This is a genomic window from Streptomyces sp. NPDC004647 (assembly GCF_040609575.1).
In the GTDB taxonomy this organism is placed as follows: domain Bacteria; phylum Actinomycetota; class Actinomycetes; order Streptomycetales; family Streptomycetaceae; genus Streptomyces.
The window spans coordinates 7441-25455 of record NZ_JBEXKU010000092.1 but is presented as its reverse complement, the minus strand read 5'-3'; the positions used below and the strand labels follow the sequence as shown (position 1 = coordinate 25455).

Genomic DNA, 18015 nt, shown 5'->3' with positions numbered 1-18015 from the left:
GCGGCGGATCACCGCGGCGGATCCCTCGCGTGGGGTCTCCGCGGCGGCTGTCCGGTGCCGCCGGTGCGGTAATCGCCAGACCCCCTGGACGACGTCCGGGGGTGCCTGCGAGTCGTCCGGCGCCCGGGAGGCGGCGGTAATCGCCAGGCACCCCTGGACGACCTGCGAGTCGTCCGGCGCCCGGGAGGCGGCGGTAATCGCCAGGCACCCCTGGACGACCTGCGAGTCGTCCGGCGCCCGGGAGGCAGCCCCCGCTCGGCGGCTGCCGGACCGGCCTACGGGAGTTCGAGATCCACCACGACCGGGGCGTGGTCGGAAGCACCCTTCCCCTTGCGCTCCTCGCGGTCCACATAGCTGTCCTTGACGGCACCCGCGAAGGCCTTGTTGCCGTAGACCAGGTCGATCCGCATGCCCCGGTTCTTCGGGAAGCAGAGCTGGCGGTAGTCCCAGTACGTGTACGGGTGCTCGTACTTGAGGGGCCGCGGAACGACATCGGAGAGCCCGGTGCCACGCAGCGTCTCGAGAGTGGCCCGCTCGGCGGGGGTGACGTGAGTGAGGCCCTCGAAGGCCGCCCTGTCCCACACGTCCTCGTCGGCCGGCGCGATGTTGAAGTCACCGAGCACCGCGAACGGGCGCTCCCCCGCCGCGTCGTCCGCCACCGCCGCGCCCAGCGCCGACAGCCACTGCAGCTTGTACGCGAAATGCGCGTGGTCGACCTCGCGGCCGTTCGGCACGTACACCGACCAGACGCGTACGCCGTCACAGGTCGCGGAGATCGCGCGCGGCTCCTGCACACCGTCGTACTCCGGGCCGCCGGGCAGCCCGTGCGTCACGTCGTCCAGGCCCACCCTGGACACCACCGCGACGCCGTTCCACCGGCCGTCGGCGTTGACCGCCGCCTCATAGCCCAGCTCCCGCAGCTGCTCGCGCGGGAACTGCTCCTCGGTGCACTTGGTCTCCTGGAGGCACAGCACATCGGTGCCGCTGCTCTCCAGCCAGGCCAGCAGCCGGGGAAGCCGGGCGGTGATCGAATTGACGTTCCAGGTCGCGATGCGCATGGATCCGAATGTACCGTCCGGCTCGGACAGTGGGCTCCGGCCGTCAGACGGTGGTGGTCTCGCCGGGGCCAGGTGCCAGGGGCCGGTGCCAGGTGCCAAGCGTCCGCGCTCCGCGCCCCAGTACCGCCCGGCTCGGTCAGCCGACCGGCTGCGGACATCAGACACCGGACATCAGACACCGGACATCAGACACCGCCCGTCAGACAGTGGTGCTCTCGCCGGGTGCCAGGCGCCCATGCTCCGCGCCGCCGACGCCCGGTCCGTCCGGGCCGAGCAGCCGGTCGTAGACCGGCCGGGCGATGTCGGTCAGCAGGCCGTCGTGGACGTCGATGGCGCGCTGCGGCTTGACCTCGCGGACGTACTCGATGACCTCGGCGACCTTGTTCCAGGGCGCGTGCACCGGCAGCATCAGCGTCTCCACCGGGCGGCCGGGGACGGTGAGCGCGTCGCCCGGGTGGAAGACCGAGCCGTCCAGCAGATAGCCGACGTTGGTGATGCGCGGGATGTCGGGGTGGATCACGGCGTGCAGCTCGCCGTGCACCTCGACCTCGAAGCCCGCGGCGGTGAAGGTGTCGCCGTGGCCCACGGTATGCACCCGTCCCGGGAAGGCGGCGGAGATCTGGCCGGCGACGCTGGGCAGGGTCCAGATCTCGGCGCCCGGATTGGCGTCCAGGGCCGCCCGCAGCCGGTCCTCGTTGAAGTGGTCGAGGTGCTCGTGGGTCACCAGCACGGCGTCCGCGCCGACCGCGGCGTCCTCCTCGCTGAAGGTGCCGGGGTCGATGACGAGCACCTGGCCGTCCTTCTCCAGCCGGATACAGGCGTGGCCCTTCTTCGTCAGCTGCACGGGGTCTCCTCGGTTCCGTGAATGCGTACGGACCTCATCCTGCTACTCCCGGGGCGTCGTCTCCTGCCGGATGACCTCCTGCGCCACCTTGAAGGCCGAATTCGCGGACGGCACGCCGCAGTACACGGCCGTCTGCAGCAGCACCTCCTTGATCTCGGCGGGGGTGAGGCCGTTGCGCAGCGCGGCGCGGGTGTGGAAGGCCAGTTCGTCGTGGTGGCCGCCCGCCACCAGCGCCGTGAGGGTGATGACGCTGCGGGTGCGGCGGTCGATGCCGGGCCGGGTCCACACCTCGCCCCATGCGTAGCGGGTGATGAAGTCCTGGAAGTCGCCGGTGAAGTCGTCCGCGGCGGCCTCGGCCCGGTCCACATGGGCGTCGCCGAGCACCGCGCGGCGGACCTTCATCCCCGCCTCGTACGCGTCGTGGCTGCGCGCGGGGACCTCCGCGGGCACCTCTGCGCCGCCGATCTCGGCGAACGGACCGGCGGGGCCGCCCGGGGTGACGGAGACGGGCTGCGCGGGTGGGGTGAGTACCGGCTTGGGTGTGGCGGCGGTGATCGCCGACATCCCCGACGTCGAGGAGTCCGCGGGCTGCCAGGAGGTCGTGAAGTGGCGGACCAGCAGGTCGGTGACGGCGGCGGGCTGCTCGACGGGGGCGAGATGGGAGGTGCCGGGGACCAGCGCGAGGCGGGCGTCGGGTATCCCGGCGACCAGCACGCGGGCGTCAGCCTGCGTGGTGACCCGGTCCTCGGCCCCCGCCAGTACGAGCGCCGGCACGCCGATTTGGCTCAGGTCGCCCCGGACGTCGAACGAGGCCAGCGCCTCGCAGGCGGCGATGTAGCAGCCCGGGTCGGTGGTGCGCACCATCTGCACGGACCATTCGACGATCGCCTGCTGGGCGGCGGCGAAGGCGGGGGTGAACCAGCGCTCGGGGACGGAGCGGGCGACCGGGTCGAGACCGTTCGTACGGACGATCACGCCGCGCTGCCGGTACTCGTCGGGGGTGCCGAAGCGGCCGGCGGCCGAGACCAGCGCGAGCGCGGCGACGCGGCGCGGGTGGCGCAGGGCGAGATCGGCCCCGACGGCGGCACCGAGCCCGCAGCCCGCGTAGCCGGAGCGCTCGATGCCCAGGGCGTCGAGGGTGGCGAGGAGGCGGTCGGCGATGTCGCTGACCGCGGTGGCGGCGTGGGCGGGCGCGCCGCCGTGACCGGGCAGGTCGTAGCGCAGAACCTGCCAGTGGCGGGTCAGTTCGGGGATCTGCCGGTCCCACATGTGCCACGTGGTGCCCAGAGCGGGGCCGAGGACGAGTACGGGGGCGTCCTGCGGGCCGTCGATCCGGTGCTGAAGGGTCTTGGTCTCGCTCACACGTTCAAGCTATCCGGAGGGGCACAGTCACAACAAAGTCACACAGCGCTTTTTCGATCCCCCGGCCGAACCGTTCACCGATCGTGACCGCCGCCGAGCGCCGCTGCGATGCCGATCCCGGCACAACAACGCGTCGCCCCGAGTGGTCAGACACGCGTACAGCTCCGACCGGAAGTGTGACGCTTCCGCGAACGCATCCCGCAGGACGCCCTGATGCACCAAACTCACGACCACGGCCTTCGCGCTGTTCCTATGCCTCTGTGACGGAGCACAGGATCAGACGAAGGCCGCCTACGTGTCCGCTAAACTGCGAAAACACCGGTCAAGTTCGAGCCGCGTTCGACGCCGGACCATAAATGACAAGCTCAGTTGGCTATCAGCACGCCGAGGATCGCGAGCCAGCACAGCGCCACGAGCCCTGGCAGGAGCGTCATGATCGCACCGGTCGGCGAGACCTTCAGATAGTTGTTGCTGGGGTCCGCGGCGTGCCACGTCACAATCCGCTGGCCGCCGTGCCAGGCCATGTGCTCCTCGAGCTCTGTCATCGCGGCCTTGCGCGCCAGCAGATACCGTCGGCCGAAGCGCAGCATCTGGGAGAAGGCCACCGACACCCCCAAGCCGATGATCGAAATGATCATGGCAAGGCCCTTTCCCAGCGTGCCGCCAGCGCCTTCCTTGCCGAGCGAGAACGCCATGGCGGCGGCGAGGCCCGCGGTGATGTAGAAGAAGTTGTTCAGCTTCTGCCAGTTGGTACTGTCCTCGTGTTTGTAAAGGTCCACGGAGATCGAATACTGGGTCTGCAGCATCGCCTCGCGCGGCTTGCGCCACACCCACACCACTCGCGGCCTGCCGTCCGGCGGCGTCAGCCGGGTCAACTCCTGGAAGCCGAGCTTGTGGTGGAAGCCCGAAGACGCGTCGTTGGGGGGATCGTCGACCACAGCCGCGATCACGGGGCTCTTCTGCCACTGTTCCAGCACGTGGTAGTAGAGCATCGAAGCGATCCCGCGACGCGCTGCGTCTCGTGCCACGCAGATCTGCTTGATCACGAGGAAGCTGCCGAGCGTGGTCTTGATCCGACGGTTCAGCCACTCGTCCGGCTCGACCTGGTCGGAGCTGTAGGCGAGCAGGAACGCGATCACCTCTCCGCCCTTGACCGCCACGTAGAAGTGCTCGGCGGTCCGCAGCCGCGCACGGTAGTCGGCCTCGGTGTATGCGGAGACCAGAAAGCCGCCGTCCACCGATCCCGCTCGGTCCGACCCGTCGGGCCTGCCCGACCCGAGCAGACTCCGCGACTCGGCGAGCCGGGCGATCTGCTCCAGATGCTCCTCGCCGGTTCGCACGATCTCGACCTGTTCACCCCGCGGCGCATCGACCATCCCGGCCCCCTCCGTACCTTCGCCCACCCTCGAAATGTTCAACTTACCCCTGCTGCAAGGAAATTGGAGACCCGCCCACGGGCCCACCGGCCTCCGCGGCCGCGCCCCCGCGCGCCCCCGCATCGCCACGGGCCGAGCGTCCAGGAGGCCAGGTCTCCGACTCCTTCGCTTTCGGCCACATGATGATCAGGACCGGCGTGGGACGGTCCGGGCTCTGACGCCGCTGCTGACCCCACCGCCGTACCCTTGCCGTATGAGCACAGCCCCTACGCCCGAGCGTCCCGAGCCCGCTGACGGCCCGGCCGACCCGGCCGCCAGGCTGGACTTCGACGACCCCCTCGGATCTGGTCGGCGGTGACGGCGGTCGCGTCGTCGGCGGGCTCCAGGCGGACCGCGTCCAGGATCTGCGTCCAGGACGTGGCGCCCGTCTCCAGCACGGCGACGAACGAGTACGGCCAGCCGGGAATGAACTGCAACGAAGGCCGCCCTCACTCCGGCGAATGCCCAGGTGAGCTACCCAGTTCGAGGCGCCGTTCGAGGTCGAGGGTTAAAGAACAAGCTAAGAACATGCCTTTGATTTTCAGCCCCGCGAATACCGAGACCAGGGCATCCGCTGAGGCGGCACCGGCGCATAGAAGCGCGAGGGGTATTTTTATCACTCCCCCTCGGAATTCCAAGACATGGAGCGATTCGCGCGCTGCCCCATCGGAGTGGACGCGTGAAGGGGCCCTTGTGACGAACAGTTCCGAATGAGGTACTTCAGGTATCCGAACGGGCGGGCCGCCCATCCCACCCCGGGGAAGCGACCGCCGACGACCTGCCTGCCCTCTGACCGAGAACAGGCAGCGATGCAGCCGCAGTTATCGGGAACCGCCTCCCTGGTGGACGACTCGGATCACATCCCGACTCGATCCAGGAGGAATCATGTCACTTGTCCGGAGACTGCGCAGTCTTGCCGTGGCGGTCGGTCTGGCCTTGGCCGTGGTCGCGCTTCCAGCGCCTGTCCACGCAGCGACCTTCGTCATCCAGTGCAACGACACGACTGGGTTGAACAACGCCATCATCCAGTCCAACAGCACTCCCGGGGCCGACCAGATCGTCCTGGCGCCCAACTGCACCTATAACTTCGCCGCTCCGCTGGCCGGCGTCAACGCCTTGACCCCGGTCACCGGCCAGCTCACCCTGAACGGCCGGAACAGCACCCTCGCCCGCACCGGGGCTACAGACTTCCGCCTCTTCAAGGTCGAGGAGACGGGCAACCTCACGATCAACCAGCTCACCGTCCGCAACGGAGACGTTGGTGTCGAAGCGCCCATCACCACTCAGCAGCACGTGAACATCTGCCTCAGTGCCCCCCCGGAAGACAATCGCGGCGGCGGAATCCTCAACCTGGGCTCCCTCACACTCAATGTCTCGACGGTGACCGAGAACACCGCAGGCGTCGGAGGCGGCATCGCCACCGACGTAGATTCGACCCTGCTCTTGCGGAGCAGCACCATCTCGGACAACAACGCCGACTTCGCCGGCGGAGGCATCTTCGGCGACCAAGTCAACAATCTGACCCTGCAGTCCACGACCGTCGCGGACAACTCCAGCGGTTTCTGCGGAGGCGGTATCCACACGCAGTTCAGCGACACCCTCACCGTGCAGGGCGGAAGCATCACCGACAACGACGCCGATCTGTGGGGCGGCGGACTGCTCATCCAGGCCGACACGACTACCCTCTCCTCGGTACGCATCAGCGGCAATTCGGCCGATGAGCTGGGCGGCGGGCTGTTGAACGGAGACGACAGCTCCACCACCCTGAACTCGACCACCATCACCGCCAACACGGCATCCGACGGCGGAGGCGTCTACTCTGCGTCGTCCAACGATCCGATGACGGTCAACAGCAGCCCCATCACGGGGAACACAACCAACAACTGCGCGGGCAACCCGGTCCCCACCTGCGTGGGGTGACGCCGCAAACCGGTGGCACAACGAAGGGGCGGTCTGCCACGTAACCGGCAGACCGCCCCCACGACTTCACAGCGGTCGAACGAGCGGCATGCTGCGGTCGGCAAACACCGGATCGCAAGCGTGTGCCCTGGGACCTGGCGGTCTCCGGCGTCGCACCCACCGCCGAGATCCGCGGCCGGCGCGGACGCGCCACCGACCCGGAATGGAAGGCCAGAAGACGCCTGCTGCGCAACCACGAGGACCTCAGCCACGAACAGTTCGCCGAGATATGGCACCCGCTCCTCGCCGAGGGGGAAGATCTTCCGCACACTGCTGACCGTGTGGACCGCCAAGGAATCCCTGCGCAACCTCCTCAAAGCCGGCCCGCACCGGCCCCCCGGCCATCAAATAGGCCACGCACGCTTCATGTTCCCCACCTGGTGCAGCAGTTGCCGGGCGACGGTGTGGCCAACATCGATGCCGAGGCGGTCTTCGCCGCGGTCATCCACGACCTGGTCAGCGGATGTGCCTGACGGGATTTACCACCGTGCTTCGTCCGGCGGGAAAGCCGCGGTGCGCTCGTAACGGAGGAGGACGACCCCGTTGCCGAAGGTCCGGGTCTCGGCGAGCCGGAGGTCGACCTTGGCGTCCGAAGCCTGGAAGAGGGGTCTGCCCCGTCCGAGGATGACCGGATGGACGTAGAGGCGGTACTCGTCGATCAGGTCGTGCCGCATGAAGGTCGCCGCGAGGTCGGCGCCACCGAGCGCCATGTCTCCGCCCGGCTGCGCCTTGAGCGCCATGACGTCCTCGACGACGACGTCCCGCACGACGGTGGTGTTCCAGTCGGCCCGCTCCAGGGTCTTGGAGTACACGATCTTCGGCATGTCCCGCCAGATCTGGGCGAACTCGGCCACGGGTCCCGCACTTGAGGGGTCGGCGTCGGCGGTGGGCCAGTACCCGGCCATGAGTTCATAGCTGACACGCCCGTCCAGGAAGGCGCTCATCGCTCTGAGCTGCTCGTTGAAGTGGCTGTGCAACTCGTCGTCGACCTTGTGCCAGTCGAGCTGGCGGTCCGGCCCCTCGAAGAACCCGTCAAGGGACACCGACATCATCAAGATGATCTTTCTCATCAATCACGGTCCTCGCCGAAGTCATCAGGGTTCGGGGGTGCCACCGGCCGGTTCGCACGAGAGTTCCTGGTACGGGTGACGGTGGGCCCGGCCGGTGTCCAGCAGGGTGGCCGGCCAGGAGGCCGCGCACCGGTCACGGCCGAGACGATACGCGTGCAGCGGCACCGCGGGACGTATTCGAGGGGCCTCGTTTCGTGCCTCGACGACGGTGTTGCGCCTCCGGCGTCACCGGCACGGTTCGGAGGATTTGTCAGTGGGGGGTGGCACAGTCTTCCTGGGTACTGCGGAACCGCCGGAACCAGGCCACTACAGGACGAAGAAGGCGCCACCATGGACTACACGATCGAGATCCTTTCCGTCCCCGTAACCGATATCGACCGGGCCAAGGAGTTCTACGCGGACAAGTGCGGCTTCCACGTCGACCTCGACACCGAGGTGGCGCCGGGCATCCGCATCGTGCAGATCACGCCGCCGGGCTCGCGGTGCTCGATCGCACTGTCACAGGGAATGCCCGCCTCGCCGAGCCAGTCGGACATGAAGCCCGGCACCCTGCGCGGCGTGCAGATCTGCGTGACCGACATCGCCGCCGCGCACAGCGAACTGTCGGGGCGCGGCGTCGACATCAGCCCGGTACAGCACGTGGGACCCTCGGGCTGGGAGGAGGGAAAAGGCGAGACCTGGAACGCCTTCGCCTTCTTCGCCGACCCGGACGGCAACGGCTGGGTGCTCCAGGAGGCACCGTCCCCGCTGTCCGAGCGTTGAGCCGTTCGTTCGGATCACCGGGCGGACCACATGAGGATCCCTGCGAAGTGGAGTCCGGCCAGGTGGACGGTGACGGTCCGCCAGGAGCGGGTGGCGACGCCCGTCTGGGAAATGACGTGCTCCGGAGGCGGTCGGGGCGCGGGCGCGGTGCCCTGGGCGAGGCGGTCTTCGTACGCCCGGTTCTCCCGTGTGATCGCCGCACATCCCCGGGCCGGTCAAGGGGTCACGGGGTCAGGGCATCACGGTGGAGACGACGTACACCTTGGGGTAGGCCTTGTTGCGGAGATCGACGGTGATGTCCTGCTCGGGCTGCGGCTTGGGGCGGCTGTGGACGGTGCCGGCCCACTTCTGACCGGCGCCGAACTTCCAGCCGACGACCGCGGCTTCCTTGGCGCTGATGGTGATCTTGCCCCGATCGAGGGCGGACGGGCTGCTGCCGATCGTCCGCAGGAAGCGGTTCAGCCCCTCCTTCGAGGTGGTGAACTGCACGTACAGCTTGCTGATCTTCCACGAGTTGGTCTCGTAGTACCAGACGCGGACCGAGTCCCGCGGGATCGGCACGTCGTAGATGCGCCGGGTGACCCGCGGCGGCCACTCCTTGGTGAGGCCGGTGGCCGCGGCCTTGCCCTGCTTGTCCTTGCCGCTGTCGCGGCTCTGCCCGGCGGACACCACGAGATAGCCCGCGGGGATTCCGATGAGCAGCACGACGATCAGCAGCGTGAGCCAGCGGCGGCGGTTGCTGGGGTGCGACGGCTGCGGGCCGCCCCCGGGGCCGCCACCGGAGGGCGGGGTCTGCCGCGGTACGGCCGGACGGTCAGCCATGTCGACGACTCCCTAGCGTGAGCCAGCGGCGGCGGTTGCTGGGGTACGACGGCTGCGGGCCGCCACCGGAGGGCGGGGTCTGCCGCGGTACGGCCGGACGGTCGGCCATGGTCATCGACGACTCCCTCGGACAGCCTGGGCATAGCGTTCGTAGCGTTCGTACCGCTCGACGCGGCGGCGATTGGCGCGGCGGAAGCGGCGGGCGACAAGCCGGGCCAGGTCGGCGGCGCCGACCAGCCCCGCCTCATTGCCGAGCTGGGCCTTGACGATACGGGCCTCCGGCCGGTAGCCGCGCCCGGTGAGGTGGCGGCGGAAGGAGTCCCGGGCGGGGCCGATGAGCAGGTCGTCGGCGGAGCTGACGCCGCCGCCGATGACGAAGCAGGAGGGGTCGAGGGCGGCGGCGAGGTTGGCGATGCCGACGCCGAGCCACTGGCCGATGTCCTGGAGGAGCTCGACGCACATGGCGTCGCCCTCGCGGGCCAGCTCGGTGATGAGCGGGCCGGTGATGTCGGGGATGTGGCCGGCGACGCGGTCGATGATGTTGTACGCGACCGGGGAGTCGGCGGCGGCCAGCTCGCGGGCCTCACGGACCAGGGCGTTGCCGGAGCTGTACTGCTCCCAGCAGCCACGGTTGCCGCACGGGCAGCGGTGTCCGGCGGGGACCACCTGCATATGCCCGAATTCGCCCGCTACGCCGTACTGGCCCCGTTTGACCTGGCCGTCCTCGAGGATGGCCCCGCCGATGCCCGTACCGAGGGTGATCATGACGAGGTGGTCCTCACCGCGGCCTGCCCCGAAGCGCCACTCCGCCCAGGCGGCGGTGTTGGCGTCGTTGTCGACCATGACGGGCACGGCGAGGCGGGCGGCGAGCGCGTCGCGCAGCGGCTCGTCGCGCCAGGAGAGGTGGGGGGCGAAGAGCACCCGGGAGCGGTCGGCGTCGACCCAGCCGGCGGCACCGATGCCGACGGCGTGGACGTCATGGCGGTCGGAGAGGTCGAGGACCAGCTCGACGATGGTGTCCTCGACGACCTTGGGGCTCTTGGACTTCTCCGGGGTCTCGGTGCGCAGCTTCTCGAGGATGTTGCCGTCGGCATCGACGACACCGGCCATGACCTTGGTACCGCCGATGTCGATACCGACGGTGGGGACCCGGGGAGCGGTGAGCAGGGAACGACGCTCGCGGGTGCCGACAGTGCGGAGGACTGTGGCCCTGGCCGACCCGCGGTGCGTCAGCTCGCGGTACGTGCTCATCTCGTCCCCAGCTCGGTTCAGGCGTGCGTTACTGGTGGCGATTGTGCCTTATGGCCAGGGTCCGGGGCCTCCTCAGCCCTCCTCGGCGGAAGCCTGGAGGTGGGCGGGCACGGGGGCCCGCTCGAGCTCGTGGCTGAGCTGTTCCAGCTCCGATCCGCCCGCCATCTGGCGGGTGAGCTCGTCCAGGGTGATGTTCTCCTTGGTGTAGCTGCCGGACATCGCTCCCCGCTTGAGGAGGACGAAGCGGTCGCCGACCAGATAGGCGTGGTGCGGGTTGTGCGTGATCAGGACCACACCGAGGCCGGCGTCACGGGCCGCGGCCACGTATTTGAGGACGACGCCGGACTGCTTGACGCCGAGGGCGGCCGTGGGCTCGTCGAGGACCAGGACCTTGGCGCCGAAGTAGACGGCGCGGGCGATGGCCACGCACTGGCGCTCACCGCCGGAGAGGGTGCCGATCGGCTGGTCGACATCGCGCAGGTCGATGCCCATACGCAGCAGCTCGCTGCGGGTCGTCTCGCGCATCCTCCGGACATCGAGGCGCTTGAACGGGCCGCTCCCCCTGGTCGGCTCCGAGCCCAGGAAGAAGTTGCGCCAGACGGGCATGAGCGGGACGACGGCGAGGTCCTGGTAGACCGTGGCGATGCCGCGGTTCAGGGCCTCTCGCGGGGAGCCGAGGGCCGTCTCCTCACCGTCGATGGTGACGGTGCCCGCGTCGTGGGCGTGCAGACCGGCGATGATCTTGATCAGGGTGGACTTGCCGGCGCCGTTGTCGCCGAGCACACAGGTGATCCCGCCCGCGTGAACCTCCAGGGAGACGTCCTGCAGGGCCTTGATGTTGCCGTAGAACTTGCTCACCTCGGTGAGCGTCACCAGGGATGTCACTCCGCCTCCTTGTTCGCTTCTCCGCCCGCTCGGCCGGGCTTCTCCGCCCGCTCGGCGCAGAGGTGCGGGTTTCGCCGTCGGGTGCAGCCCCGCGGCCTCGCGTGCGTCGCTCACGAAGTGGCCTCCGCCCGCTTGCGAACCCATGCGTTGAGCAGCGTGGCGAGGAGCAGCATCGCTCCCAGGAAGAACTGGAACCAGTCGGGGTTCCACTCGGCGTAGACGATGCCCTTGTTGGTCATGCCGAAGATGAAGGCGCCGACGGCCGAGCCGATGGCCGAGCCGTAGCCGCCGGTCAGCAGGCAGCCGCCGATGACGGCCGCGATGATGTAGCGGAGCTCGTTTCCGACGCCCTCGCCGGACTGCACGACGTCGTAGGAGAAGAGCAGGTGCTGCCCGGAGATCCAGGCGCACAGGGCGACCGCCATATAGAGGCCGATCTTGGTGCTGCCCACGGGGACGCCGACGGCGCGGGCAGCCCCGGCGCCGCCGCCCACGGCGAAGATCCAGTTGCCGATACGGGTGCGCAGCAGCACCCAGGTGGCCAGTGCGACCAGGGCGATCCACCACAGGACGGTGACCTGGATGTCGACATCGCCGAGGGAGAGGTGGGAGGCGAAGACCGCCTTCGCGGAGGCGAAGCCCTCCATGTCACCGATCGACTTGGTGGAGACGGTGCCGCTGATCAGCTTGGTGAAGCCGAGGTTCAGACCGATCAGCATCAGAAACGTGCCGAGGGTGATGATGAAGCTCGGCAATTTGGTGCGGATCAGCAGGATGCCGTTGAAGAAGCCGATGCCCAGGGTCAGTACGAGCGATACGGCCACTCCGACCCAGACGTTCGCGGTCAGCTGGTAGCTGATCATCGAGGAGATCAGCGACGACGAGGTGACCATGACTCCGGTGGAGAGGTCGAACTCACCGCCGATCATCAGCAGGGCGACCGGGACGGCCATGATGCCCATGACCGAGGACGCGTACAGCACGGTGCTGAGGCTGGGTGCCCGCAGGAAGCTCTCGGCGGCGAAGGCGAAGAAGACGAAGACGGCGACGGCGCCGACGACCGCGCCCAGTTCGGGCCGTCCCATGAGACGGCGGAGCAGTGAGGTCCGCACCAGCCGTTCGTCTGTTGCCTCTTCGGTGGGTGTCTTGACCAGGGCTGTCATCGTGTCCCCCGCTTCGTGTAGTCCTCCAGGGCGCCGGCGTCCTTCTTGGTGATGACCTGCGGACCGGTGAGGACCGGACGGCCGCCGCCGAGTACGTCGGCGTTGTAGAGCTGGAGCCAGAGGAGGTCCACGGCCTCGTAACCCTGGAGGTAGGGCTGCTGGTCGACGGCGAAGCCGAGGTCGTCGTCCTTGAGGGACTGGGCGACCTTGGCGTTCAGGTCGAAGGTGTCGATCTCGGCCTCGCTGCCCGCCAGCTCCTTGGCCTTGACTGCGGTGGCCGCGAAGGGCGCGCCGAGGGTGACCACGGCGTCGATGCTCTTGTCCGCCTGGAGCTTGGCCTCGATGGAGGACTGGACTTCCGGCATGTTCGTCCCCTCCACGTAGAGGTTCTTCAGATCGCCGTCGAACGTCTTACGGGCGCCGTCGCAGCGCTGCTCGTGGCCGACGTTGCCCTGCTCGTGCAGGATGCAGAGGGCTTGTCTGCGGCCCCGCTTGTTGAGCTCTTCGCCCACTGCCTCGCCCGCGATGGTCTCGTCCTGGCCGATGTGGGAGAGGGCGCCGAATGCCTTGGACTCCTCGGAGCCGGAGTTCACGGTGACGACGGGGATACCGGCCTTGACGGCCTGGGCGACGGCGTCCTTCATGGCGTCCGGCTTCGCGAGGCTGACGATCAGGCCGTCGACCTTCTGGTCGATGGCCGTCCGGACCAGCTGTGCCTGCTGCTGGGCCTCGTCGTTGTGCGAGTACAGGAACTTGACGTTGTCCTTCGCGGCCGCCTGCTTGGCGCCGCTCTGGACGATGTCCCAGAACGTGTCGCCGTCGCCGGAGTGCGTCACCATCGCGAAGGTCCAGCGGGGGGTGTTCACCGCGGCCCGCCCTTCGGTGGCGTTCGCGGCCTGTTCCTCCGCGCGCTTGCCGCCCGTACTGCTGCAACCCGCGAGGGTCGCGCCGAGCACCGCCGCCAGCACGGCGCTTGTCGCGCGTATCCCTGTCCGAACCCTTGCCACGAAGACGTGCCTCTCTCGCTGTGCCGTCGGCCGCGCGGACTGCTGCGCCGCCTGCTGTCTTTCCCGGTACGGCCGTGGCCGGAAAGGACCGGCCACGGCCGCCCAAGTATCCGTCACCGGTGTTTGCCGCAAATTCATCGGGTACCGCGCGCGGTGTACTTCTCGAGCCGCGGGACGTCCTTCTCCGTGACAATCGCGGGGCCGGTGAGCACCGGCTTGCCACCGCCGAGGACATTGGCGTTGGTCTTGTTCAGCCACAACTCGTCGATGGCGAGATAGCCCTGGAGGTACGGCTGCTGGTCGACGGCGAAGCCGATCTCCTTGTCCTTGAGCGCCTTCACGACCTGGGCATTGAGGTCGAAGGTGTCGACCTCGGCCTCGCTGCCGGCCTGCTCCTTGGCCTTGGTGGAGGCGGCGGCGAAGGGCGCGCCGAGGGTGATGACGGTGTCGATGTCCTTGTCGGCCTGGAGCTTCGCCTCGATGGAGGACTGGGCGGAGGGCATATTGGTGCCCTCGACATTGAGGTTCTCCAGTGAACCCTTGAAGGCCTTTTTCGCGCCCGCGCAGCGCTCCTCGAGGGAGACATTGCCCTGTTCGTGGATGACGCACAGGGCCTTTTTCCTGCCGCGCTTGTTCAGCTCCGCGCCCACGGCCTCACCCGCGACGGATTCGTCCTGGCCGATGTGGGAAATGGCGCCGAAGGCTTCGGAGAACTGGCCACCGGAGTTGATGGTGACCACCGGGATACCGGCCTTGACGGCCTTCTGCACCTCGGCCTTGAGGGCGTCGGGCTTCGCGAGCGTGACGACCAGGCCGTCCACCTTCTGGTCGATGGCGGTACGGACGAGCTGTGCCTGCTCGTCGCCCTCCTTGTTCGCGGAGTAGAGGAACTCCACGTTGTCTTTGGCCGCCGCCTGCTTGGCGCCGCTCTGGACGATGTCCCAGAAGGTGTCACCCTCGCCGGAGTGGGTCACCATGGCGATCTTCAGCCGCGGGGTGTTCACGCCCTTGCCGGCGTTGCCGCTCCCGGCCTTGTCCTCGGAGTCCTTGCCGCCGGAGCTGCTGCACCCCGCGACCGCGAGCGCGATCGCCGCGGTGAGCAGCAGTGCCGTACGAGCTCTGGATCTGCGCGCCATGGTGGGTCCGCCTTCCCTCCTGCGCCGCCTGAGTGCGACTGGAGGAGTTCTAACCGCGGGCGACACAGCGCGTCAATACTTTGTCCGAACATTCTTACGCGGAGGGGTAGGGGGAGGGATGGGCGGAGGGTAGCGGCGCGAGCGCTCGCAGGATGTCCGGGAGTCGCGGGGTGAGCGCTCGCAGGATGTCCGGGAGTCGCGGGGTGAGCGCTCGCAGGATGTCCGGGAGGCGGGCCGAGAGGCGCTCTCGGGGCGGCGTTCAGCAGGGTTCAGCAGGCCCTCAGGGCGTCGGTGTCAGCTCGCAGTGCGCCCCGGGGAGCGCTTCTCCGGACGCCCGGACGCCACCGGGGTGCGCTTCCGAGACACCTGGGGCGCGCTCAGGGGCGTACGAGGAGCTGGAACTCGAAGGCGTAGCGGGAGGCACGGTACGTGTGCGATCCGAACTCCACGGCACGGCCCGTGTCGTCGAAGGTCGTCCGCTGCATCGTCAGCAGCGGCGCACCCTCCGGCTCGCCGAGCTGCACACCCTCATCGGCGGTCGCGGCGCGTGCGCCGACCGCCTGCCGGGCGCTGTGCAGGGTGATTCCCGCCTCGCGCATCAGCCGGTAGAGGCCGGTGGCCTCCAGGCGCGCGGTGTCGAGATCGAGGAGACCCGCCGGGAGGTGATTGCGCAGATGGGCCATGGGCTCACCGTGAGCGAAGCGCAGCCGCTCGACGAGAACCACATCGACACCCTCGGGGACTCCGAGGGCCGCGGCGACCTCGGCCGTCGCGGGCTCGGTGGTGTGCCGCAGCACCTGGGTGGCCGGTCGCTGACCTGCGGCTTCGAGGTCGTCGAAGAGGCTGCTCAGTTCGAGCGGGCGCTTGACCTGGCTGTGCACGACCTGGGTTCCAACGCCGCGGCGGCGTACCAGGAGGCCCTTGTCGACCAGCGACTGGATGGCCTGCCGGACGGTGGGCCGGGACAGTCCGAGCCGGCCGGCGAGCTCGATCTCATTGCCGAGCAGGCTGCCCGGGGCGAGCTTGCCCTTCTCGATCCCCGCCTCCAGCTGCTGGGACAGCTGGAAGTAGAGCGGGACCGGGCTGTTGCGGTCCACGCTGAGCTGAAGGGCCCCCGTCGGATCTGCCTCGTGCTTCGCCACGGGGCGAGACTAGTCGTCAGGGCAGATGACGGGAAGTTCTGAAGTTTTGTTGTCCGGACAAATGCTTTCACGACGAGGGCGCCGGGGCGGCGGAACGCCTGCGTCCCGGGCCTCCCGCTGAACGCCGTGGAGGCCCCCACCGAACGCCGTGGAGCCTCCCGCCGAACGCCGTGGCCGACATCCGCGGGCAGCCCTCAGGTACGTTTTTCTGCATGAGCGCACCCAGCTACGGCGATGTGAAACGCGCCAAGGACCGTATCGCCGGGCACACCCGACCCGTCGCCCTGGCCCCCGCGGGACCCGGCGCCTTCGACGGCACCGAGGTGTGGCTGGCATGCGAGTTCATGCAGCACACCGGGTCGTTCAAGGCCCGGGGCGCCGCCAACTTCACCGCCGCGCACCTGGAGTCCGGCACCATGCCCGAGGCCGGTCTCGTCATCGCCTCCGGTGGCAACGCCGGGCTCGCCTGCGCATGGGCCGCCGCACAGCACGGGATCCCGGCGGCCGTGTTCCTGCCCGAGACGGCGCCCGCCGTGAAAGTCGATGGGCTGCGCGCGCTCGGCGCGGACGTACGTCAGGTCGGGAGCGAGTACGCCGAGGCCCTGGACGCTTCCCGGCAGTACGCGGCCACCACGGGTGCGCTGCAGTCCCACGCCTACGACCACCCGCTCATCGCCGCCGGCGCCGGCACCCTGCTCACGGAGATCCGCGCCGGGCTCCCCGAGGTGGACACGGTGGTGGTCGCGGTCGGGGGCGGTGGGCTGTTCGCCGGGGTCACCGCGGCCGCCGAGTACCACGGCGTACGGGTCGTCGCCGTGGAGCCCGAGCGCTGCCGCGCGCTGAACGCCGCGCTCGGGGCCGGGAGGCCGGTGGACATGGCCGTGGACTCGGTCGCGGCCGACTCCCTGGGTGCCCGGCGCGCCTCCGAGGGCGCACTGCGGTGGGCGCAGCGCGCGGGCGTGACGTCCGTGCTCGTCTCCGACCAGGCGATCGTCACCGCCCGGCAAGCCCTGTGGGACGACCGCAGGCTCGCGGTCGAGCACGGGGCCGCCACGGCGGTTGCGGCACTGACGTCGGGCGCCTATGTGCCCGCCGATGGCGAGAGGGTGTGCATCGTGCTGTGTGGGGCGAACACCGACCCGTCGGACCTGGTGCGCCTGTAGCGACTGCGCTCACGCGGAGCGCACCGGGACGACAGTGCCCCCACCCGAGTTCGGTTCGGCGAGGGCTATCCGGCAGCAGGACCAGGAACCGGCGGCTCAAAAGAGGCGTGGCGGCCGCTTGTGGGGAGCGACCGCCACAGGCCCTGGGCCGGTTGTCAGCAGTCGTGGTCGACGAGACAGTGCCCCACCCGAGTTCGGTTCGGCGAGGGCTATCCGGCAGCAGGACCGGGAACCGGCGGCTCGAAAGAGGCGTGGCGGCCGCTTGTGGGGAGCGACCGCCACGGGTCCTGGGTCGGTTGTCAGCAGTCGTGGTCGACGAGGTCGAACGAGCGGTAGTGGTCGGCGGTGTAGTAGTCCTCCTGGGCGGCCTCACCGGTGACGATGCGGCGCGCACCACGGTCCGGGGAGCCCGGGGTCTCAACCGTGTACTCGTGGTAATAGCCGCTGCTCTGGTCGGGCAGGAGGCCTTCCCGGTTGGAGAACACGGTGTCGTCCTGCGGATACGGATACGGTCCGCCGGCCTCGATCAGGTCGAGGGTGTCGTGCGCCTGGGAGGGCAGGTCGGAGTAGCAGATGTCTCCGACCTCGGCCGCGTACACCGAGGAGACGGAGTGGGCTGCCGGGGAGTCGGTGGCGGCCGTCGCGGAGGAGGCGAGGGCCGGTCCACCGATGAGAAGGGTCGAGGCGAGGGCGCCGAGGGCGCCGATCCTGGCGATTCGTGGGGGGATTCGCATGCCTCAGGATGACGCGCGTAGAGGATGTCGTGTCAACGCCAAGTGAGGGAATTTTCCCGGGAGTTCACATGACTCGCACAGCTGTCACCGTCGGGATACGGCTGCGTTCATCCCCGGTTCCTCACCCGGTCCCTCACCCGGTCCTCGCCCGGTCCCTCACCCGGTCCTCGCCCGGTCCCTCACCCGGTCCTCGCCCGGTCCCTCACCCGGTCCTCGCCCGGTCCCTCACCCGGTCCTCGCCC

At 69.2% G+C, this 18015-nt stretch carries 17 protein-coding genes and 1 pseudogene; 4 read left to right on the top strand and 14 right to left on the bottom strand.

The annotated features are described in order from the left end of the window. Positions 1 to 275 precede the first annotated feature (275 nt). The 5 genes and pseudogenes from ABZW18_RS29375 to ABZW18_RS29355 all read right to left on the bottom strand — a co-directional run. Entirely contained in the window at positions 276 to 1058 is a 783-nt protein-coding gene (locus ABZW18_RS29375) for an exodeoxyribonuclease III (protein WP_356193219.1), read from the bottom strand. 199 nt (positions 1059 to 1257) lie between these two features. After that, entirely contained in the window at positions 1258 to 1902 is a 645-nt protein-coding gene (locus tag ABZW18_RS29370; RefSeq protein ID WP_356193217.1) for an MBL fold metallo-hydrolase, read from the bottom strand. A gap of 42 nt (positions 1903 to 1944) precedes the next feature. Continuing rightward, the gene (pcaC, locus tag ABZW18_RS29365) at positions 1945 to 3264 is read right to left on the bottom strand and encodes a 4-carboxymuconolactone decarboxylase (protein WP_356193215.1); all 1320 of its coding nucleotides are present in this window, start codon (positions 3262 to 3264) and stop codon (positions 1945 to 1947) included. A 365-nt stretch (positions 3265 to 3629) separates the two neighbouring features. After that, positions 3630 to 4667: a GNAT family N-acetyltransferase gene (locus ABZW18_RS29360; RefSeq protein WP_356193213.1), complete on the bottom strand. Its 1038-nt coding sequence runs from the start codon at positions 4665 to 4667 to the stop codon at positions 3630 to 3632. 311 nt (positions 4668 to 4978) lie between these two features. Next, positions 4979 to 5125: pseudogene (locus ABZW18_RS29355) on the bottom strand (transposase); the annotation flags it as partial. Positions 5126 to 5564: 439 nt separating this feature from the next. Here ABZW18_RS29355 and ABZW18_RS29350 point away from each other — a divergent pair. Both ABZW18_RS29350 and ABZW18_RS29345 read left to right on the top strand, forming a co-directional pair. Further along, positions 5565 to 6599 carry a hypothetical protein gene (locus ABZW18_RS29350; RefSeq protein WP_356193212.1) on the top strand — a complete coding sequence of 345 codons (1035 nt, stop codon included), beginning with the start codon at positions 5565 to 5567 and terminating at the stop codon, positions 6597 to 6599. Positions 6600 to 6721: 122 nt separating this feature from the next. Further along, on the top strand, positions 6722 to 7111 hold the full coding sequence (locus ABZW18_RS29345) for a hypothetical protein (protein ID WP_356193209.1): 390 nt from the start codon (positions 6722 to 6724) through the stop codon (positions 7109 to 7111). 6 nt (positions 7112 to 7117) lie between these two features. On the opposite strand, the gene ABZW18_RS29340 is transcribed toward ABZW18_RS29345, so the two are convergent. After that, positions 7118 to 7708, bottom strand: a complete 591-nt coding sequence (locus ABZW18_RS29340) for a dihydrofolate reductase family protein (protein WP_356193206.1) — start codon at positions 7706 to 7708, stop codon at positions 7118 to 7120. 330 nt (positions 7709 to 8038) lie between these two features. Here ABZW18_RS29340 and ABZW18_RS29335 point away from each other — a divergent pair, with 330 nt between their 5' ends. After that, positions 8039 to 8470: a VOC family protein gene (locus tag ABZW18_RS29335; RefSeq protein ID WP_356193203.1), complete on the top strand. Its 432-nt coding sequence runs from the start codon at positions 8039 to 8041 to the stop codon at positions 8468 to 8470. A 231-nt stretch (positions 8471 to 8701) separates the two neighbouring features. Here the strand turns inward: ABZW18_RS29335 and ABZW18_RS29330 are convergent, their stop codons facing one another. From ABZW18_RS29330 to ABZW18_RS29300, 7 genes are all read right to left on the bottom strand, one after another. Beyond that, a complete protein-coding gene (locus ABZW18_RS29330; RefSeq protein ID WP_356193201.1) occupies positions 8702 to 9292 on the bottom strand; it encodes a hypothetical protein in 591 nt (196 codons plus the stop codon). 111 nt (positions 9293 to 9403) lie between these two features. Then, the gene (locus tag ABZW18_RS29325; RefSeq protein ID WP_356193199.1) at positions 9404 to 10543 is read right to left on the bottom strand and encodes an ROK family glucokinase; all 1140 of its coding nucleotides are present in this window, start codon (positions 10541 to 10543) and stop codon (positions 9404 to 9406) included. Between the two features lie 72 nt (positions 10544 to 10615). Further along, on the bottom strand, positions 10616 to 11428 hold the full coding sequence (locus ABZW18_RS29320) for an ATP-binding cassette domain-containing protein (protein WP_356193196.1): 813 nt from the start codon (positions 11426 to 11428) through the stop codon (positions 10616 to 10618). A gap of 110 nt (positions 11429 to 11538) precedes the next feature. After that, on the bottom strand, positions 11539 to 12591 hold the full coding sequence (locus tag ABZW18_RS29315; protein WP_356193194.1) for an ABC transporter permease: 1053 nt from the start codon (positions 12589 to 12591) through the stop codon (positions 11539 to 11541). Next, complete coding sequence (locus tag ABZW18_RS29310; protein ID WP_356193225.1) at positions 12588 to 13577, bottom strand: sugar ABC transporter substrate-binding protein; 990 nt, start codon at positions 13575 to 13577, stop codon at positions 12588 to 12590. The genes ABZW18_RS29315 and ABZW18_RS29310 overlap by 4 nt, the downstream gene beginning before the upstream one ends. A gap of 155 nt (positions 13578 to 13732) precedes the next feature. Then, positions 13733 to 14734, bottom strand: a complete 1002-nt coding sequence (locus ABZW18_RS29305; protein ID WP_356193192.1) for a sugar ABC transporter substrate-binding protein — start codon at positions 14732 to 14734, stop codon at positions 13733 to 13735. Between the two features lie 377 nt (positions 14735 to 15111). Then, the gene (locus tag ABZW18_RS29300; RefSeq protein ID WP_356193223.1) at positions 15112 to 15831 is read right to left on the bottom strand and encodes a GntR family transcriptional regulator; all 720 of its coding nucleotides are present in this window, start codon (positions 15829 to 15831) and stop codon (positions 15112 to 15114) included. A gap of 257 nt (positions 15832 to 16088) precedes the next feature. Here ABZW18_RS29300 and ABZW18_RS29295 point away from each other — a divergent pair, with 257 nt between their 5' ends. Next, the gene (locus ABZW18_RS29295) at positions 16089 to 17039 is read left to right on the top strand and encodes a threonine/serine dehydratase (protein WP_356193191.1); all 951 of its coding nucleotides are present in this window, start codon (positions 16089 to 16091) and stop codon (positions 17037 to 17039) included. A gap of 299 nt (positions 17040 to 17338) precedes the next feature. On the opposite strand, the gene ABZW18_RS29290 is transcribed toward ABZW18_RS29295, so the two are convergent. Beyond that, entirely contained in the window at positions 17339 to 17773 is a 435-nt protein-coding gene (locus ABZW18_RS29290) for a ribonuclease domain-containing protein (protein WP_356193189.1), read from the bottom strand. Positions 17774 to 18015 lie beyond the last annotated feature (242 nt).

Excerpts from the sequence above, each read along its gene's own strand:
- ABZW18_RS29375 (WP_356193219.1), bottom strand. The coding sequence starts at position 1,058 with ATGCGCATCGCGACCTGGAACGTCAATTCGATCACCGCCCGGCTTCCC.
- ABZW18_RS29350 (WP_356193212.1), top strand. The coding sequence starts at position 5,565 with ATGTCACTTGTCCGGAGACTGCGCAGTCTTGCCGTGGCGGTCGGTCTG.
- ABZW18_RS29340 (WP_356193206.1), bottom strand. The coding sequence starts at position 7,708 with ATGAGAAAGATCATCTTGATGATGTCGGTGTCCCTTGACGGGTTCTTC.
- ABZW18_RS29335 (WP_356193203.1), top strand. The coding sequence starts at position 8,039 with ATGGACTACACGATCGAGATCCTTTCCGTCCCCGTAACCGATATCGAC.
- ABZW18_RS29330 (WP_356193201.1), bottom strand. The coding sequence starts at position 9,292 with ATGGCTGACCGTCCGGCCGTACCGCGGCAGACCCCGCCCTCCGGTGGC.
- ABZW18_RS29325 (WP_356193199.1), bottom strand. The coding sequence starts at position 10,543 with ATGAGCACGTACCGCGAGCTGACGCACCGCGGGTCGGCCAGGGCCACA.
- ABZW18_RS29315 (WP_356193194.1), bottom strand. The coding sequence starts at position 12,591 with ATGACAGCCCTGGTCAAGACACCCACCGAAGAGGCAACAGACGAACGG.
- ABZW18_RS29305 (WP_356193192.1), bottom strand. The coding sequence starts at position 14,734 with ATGGCGCGCAGATCCAGAGCTCGTACGGCACTGCTGCTCACCGCGGCG.
- ABZW18_RS29295 (WP_356193191.1), top strand. The coding sequence starts at position 16,089 with ATGAGCGCACCCAGCTACGGCGATGTGAAACGCGCCAAGGACCGTATC.
- ABZW18_RS29290 (WP_356193189.1), bottom strand. The coding sequence starts at position 17,773 with ATGCGAATCCCCCCACGAATCGCCAGGATCGGCGCCCTCGGCGCCCTC.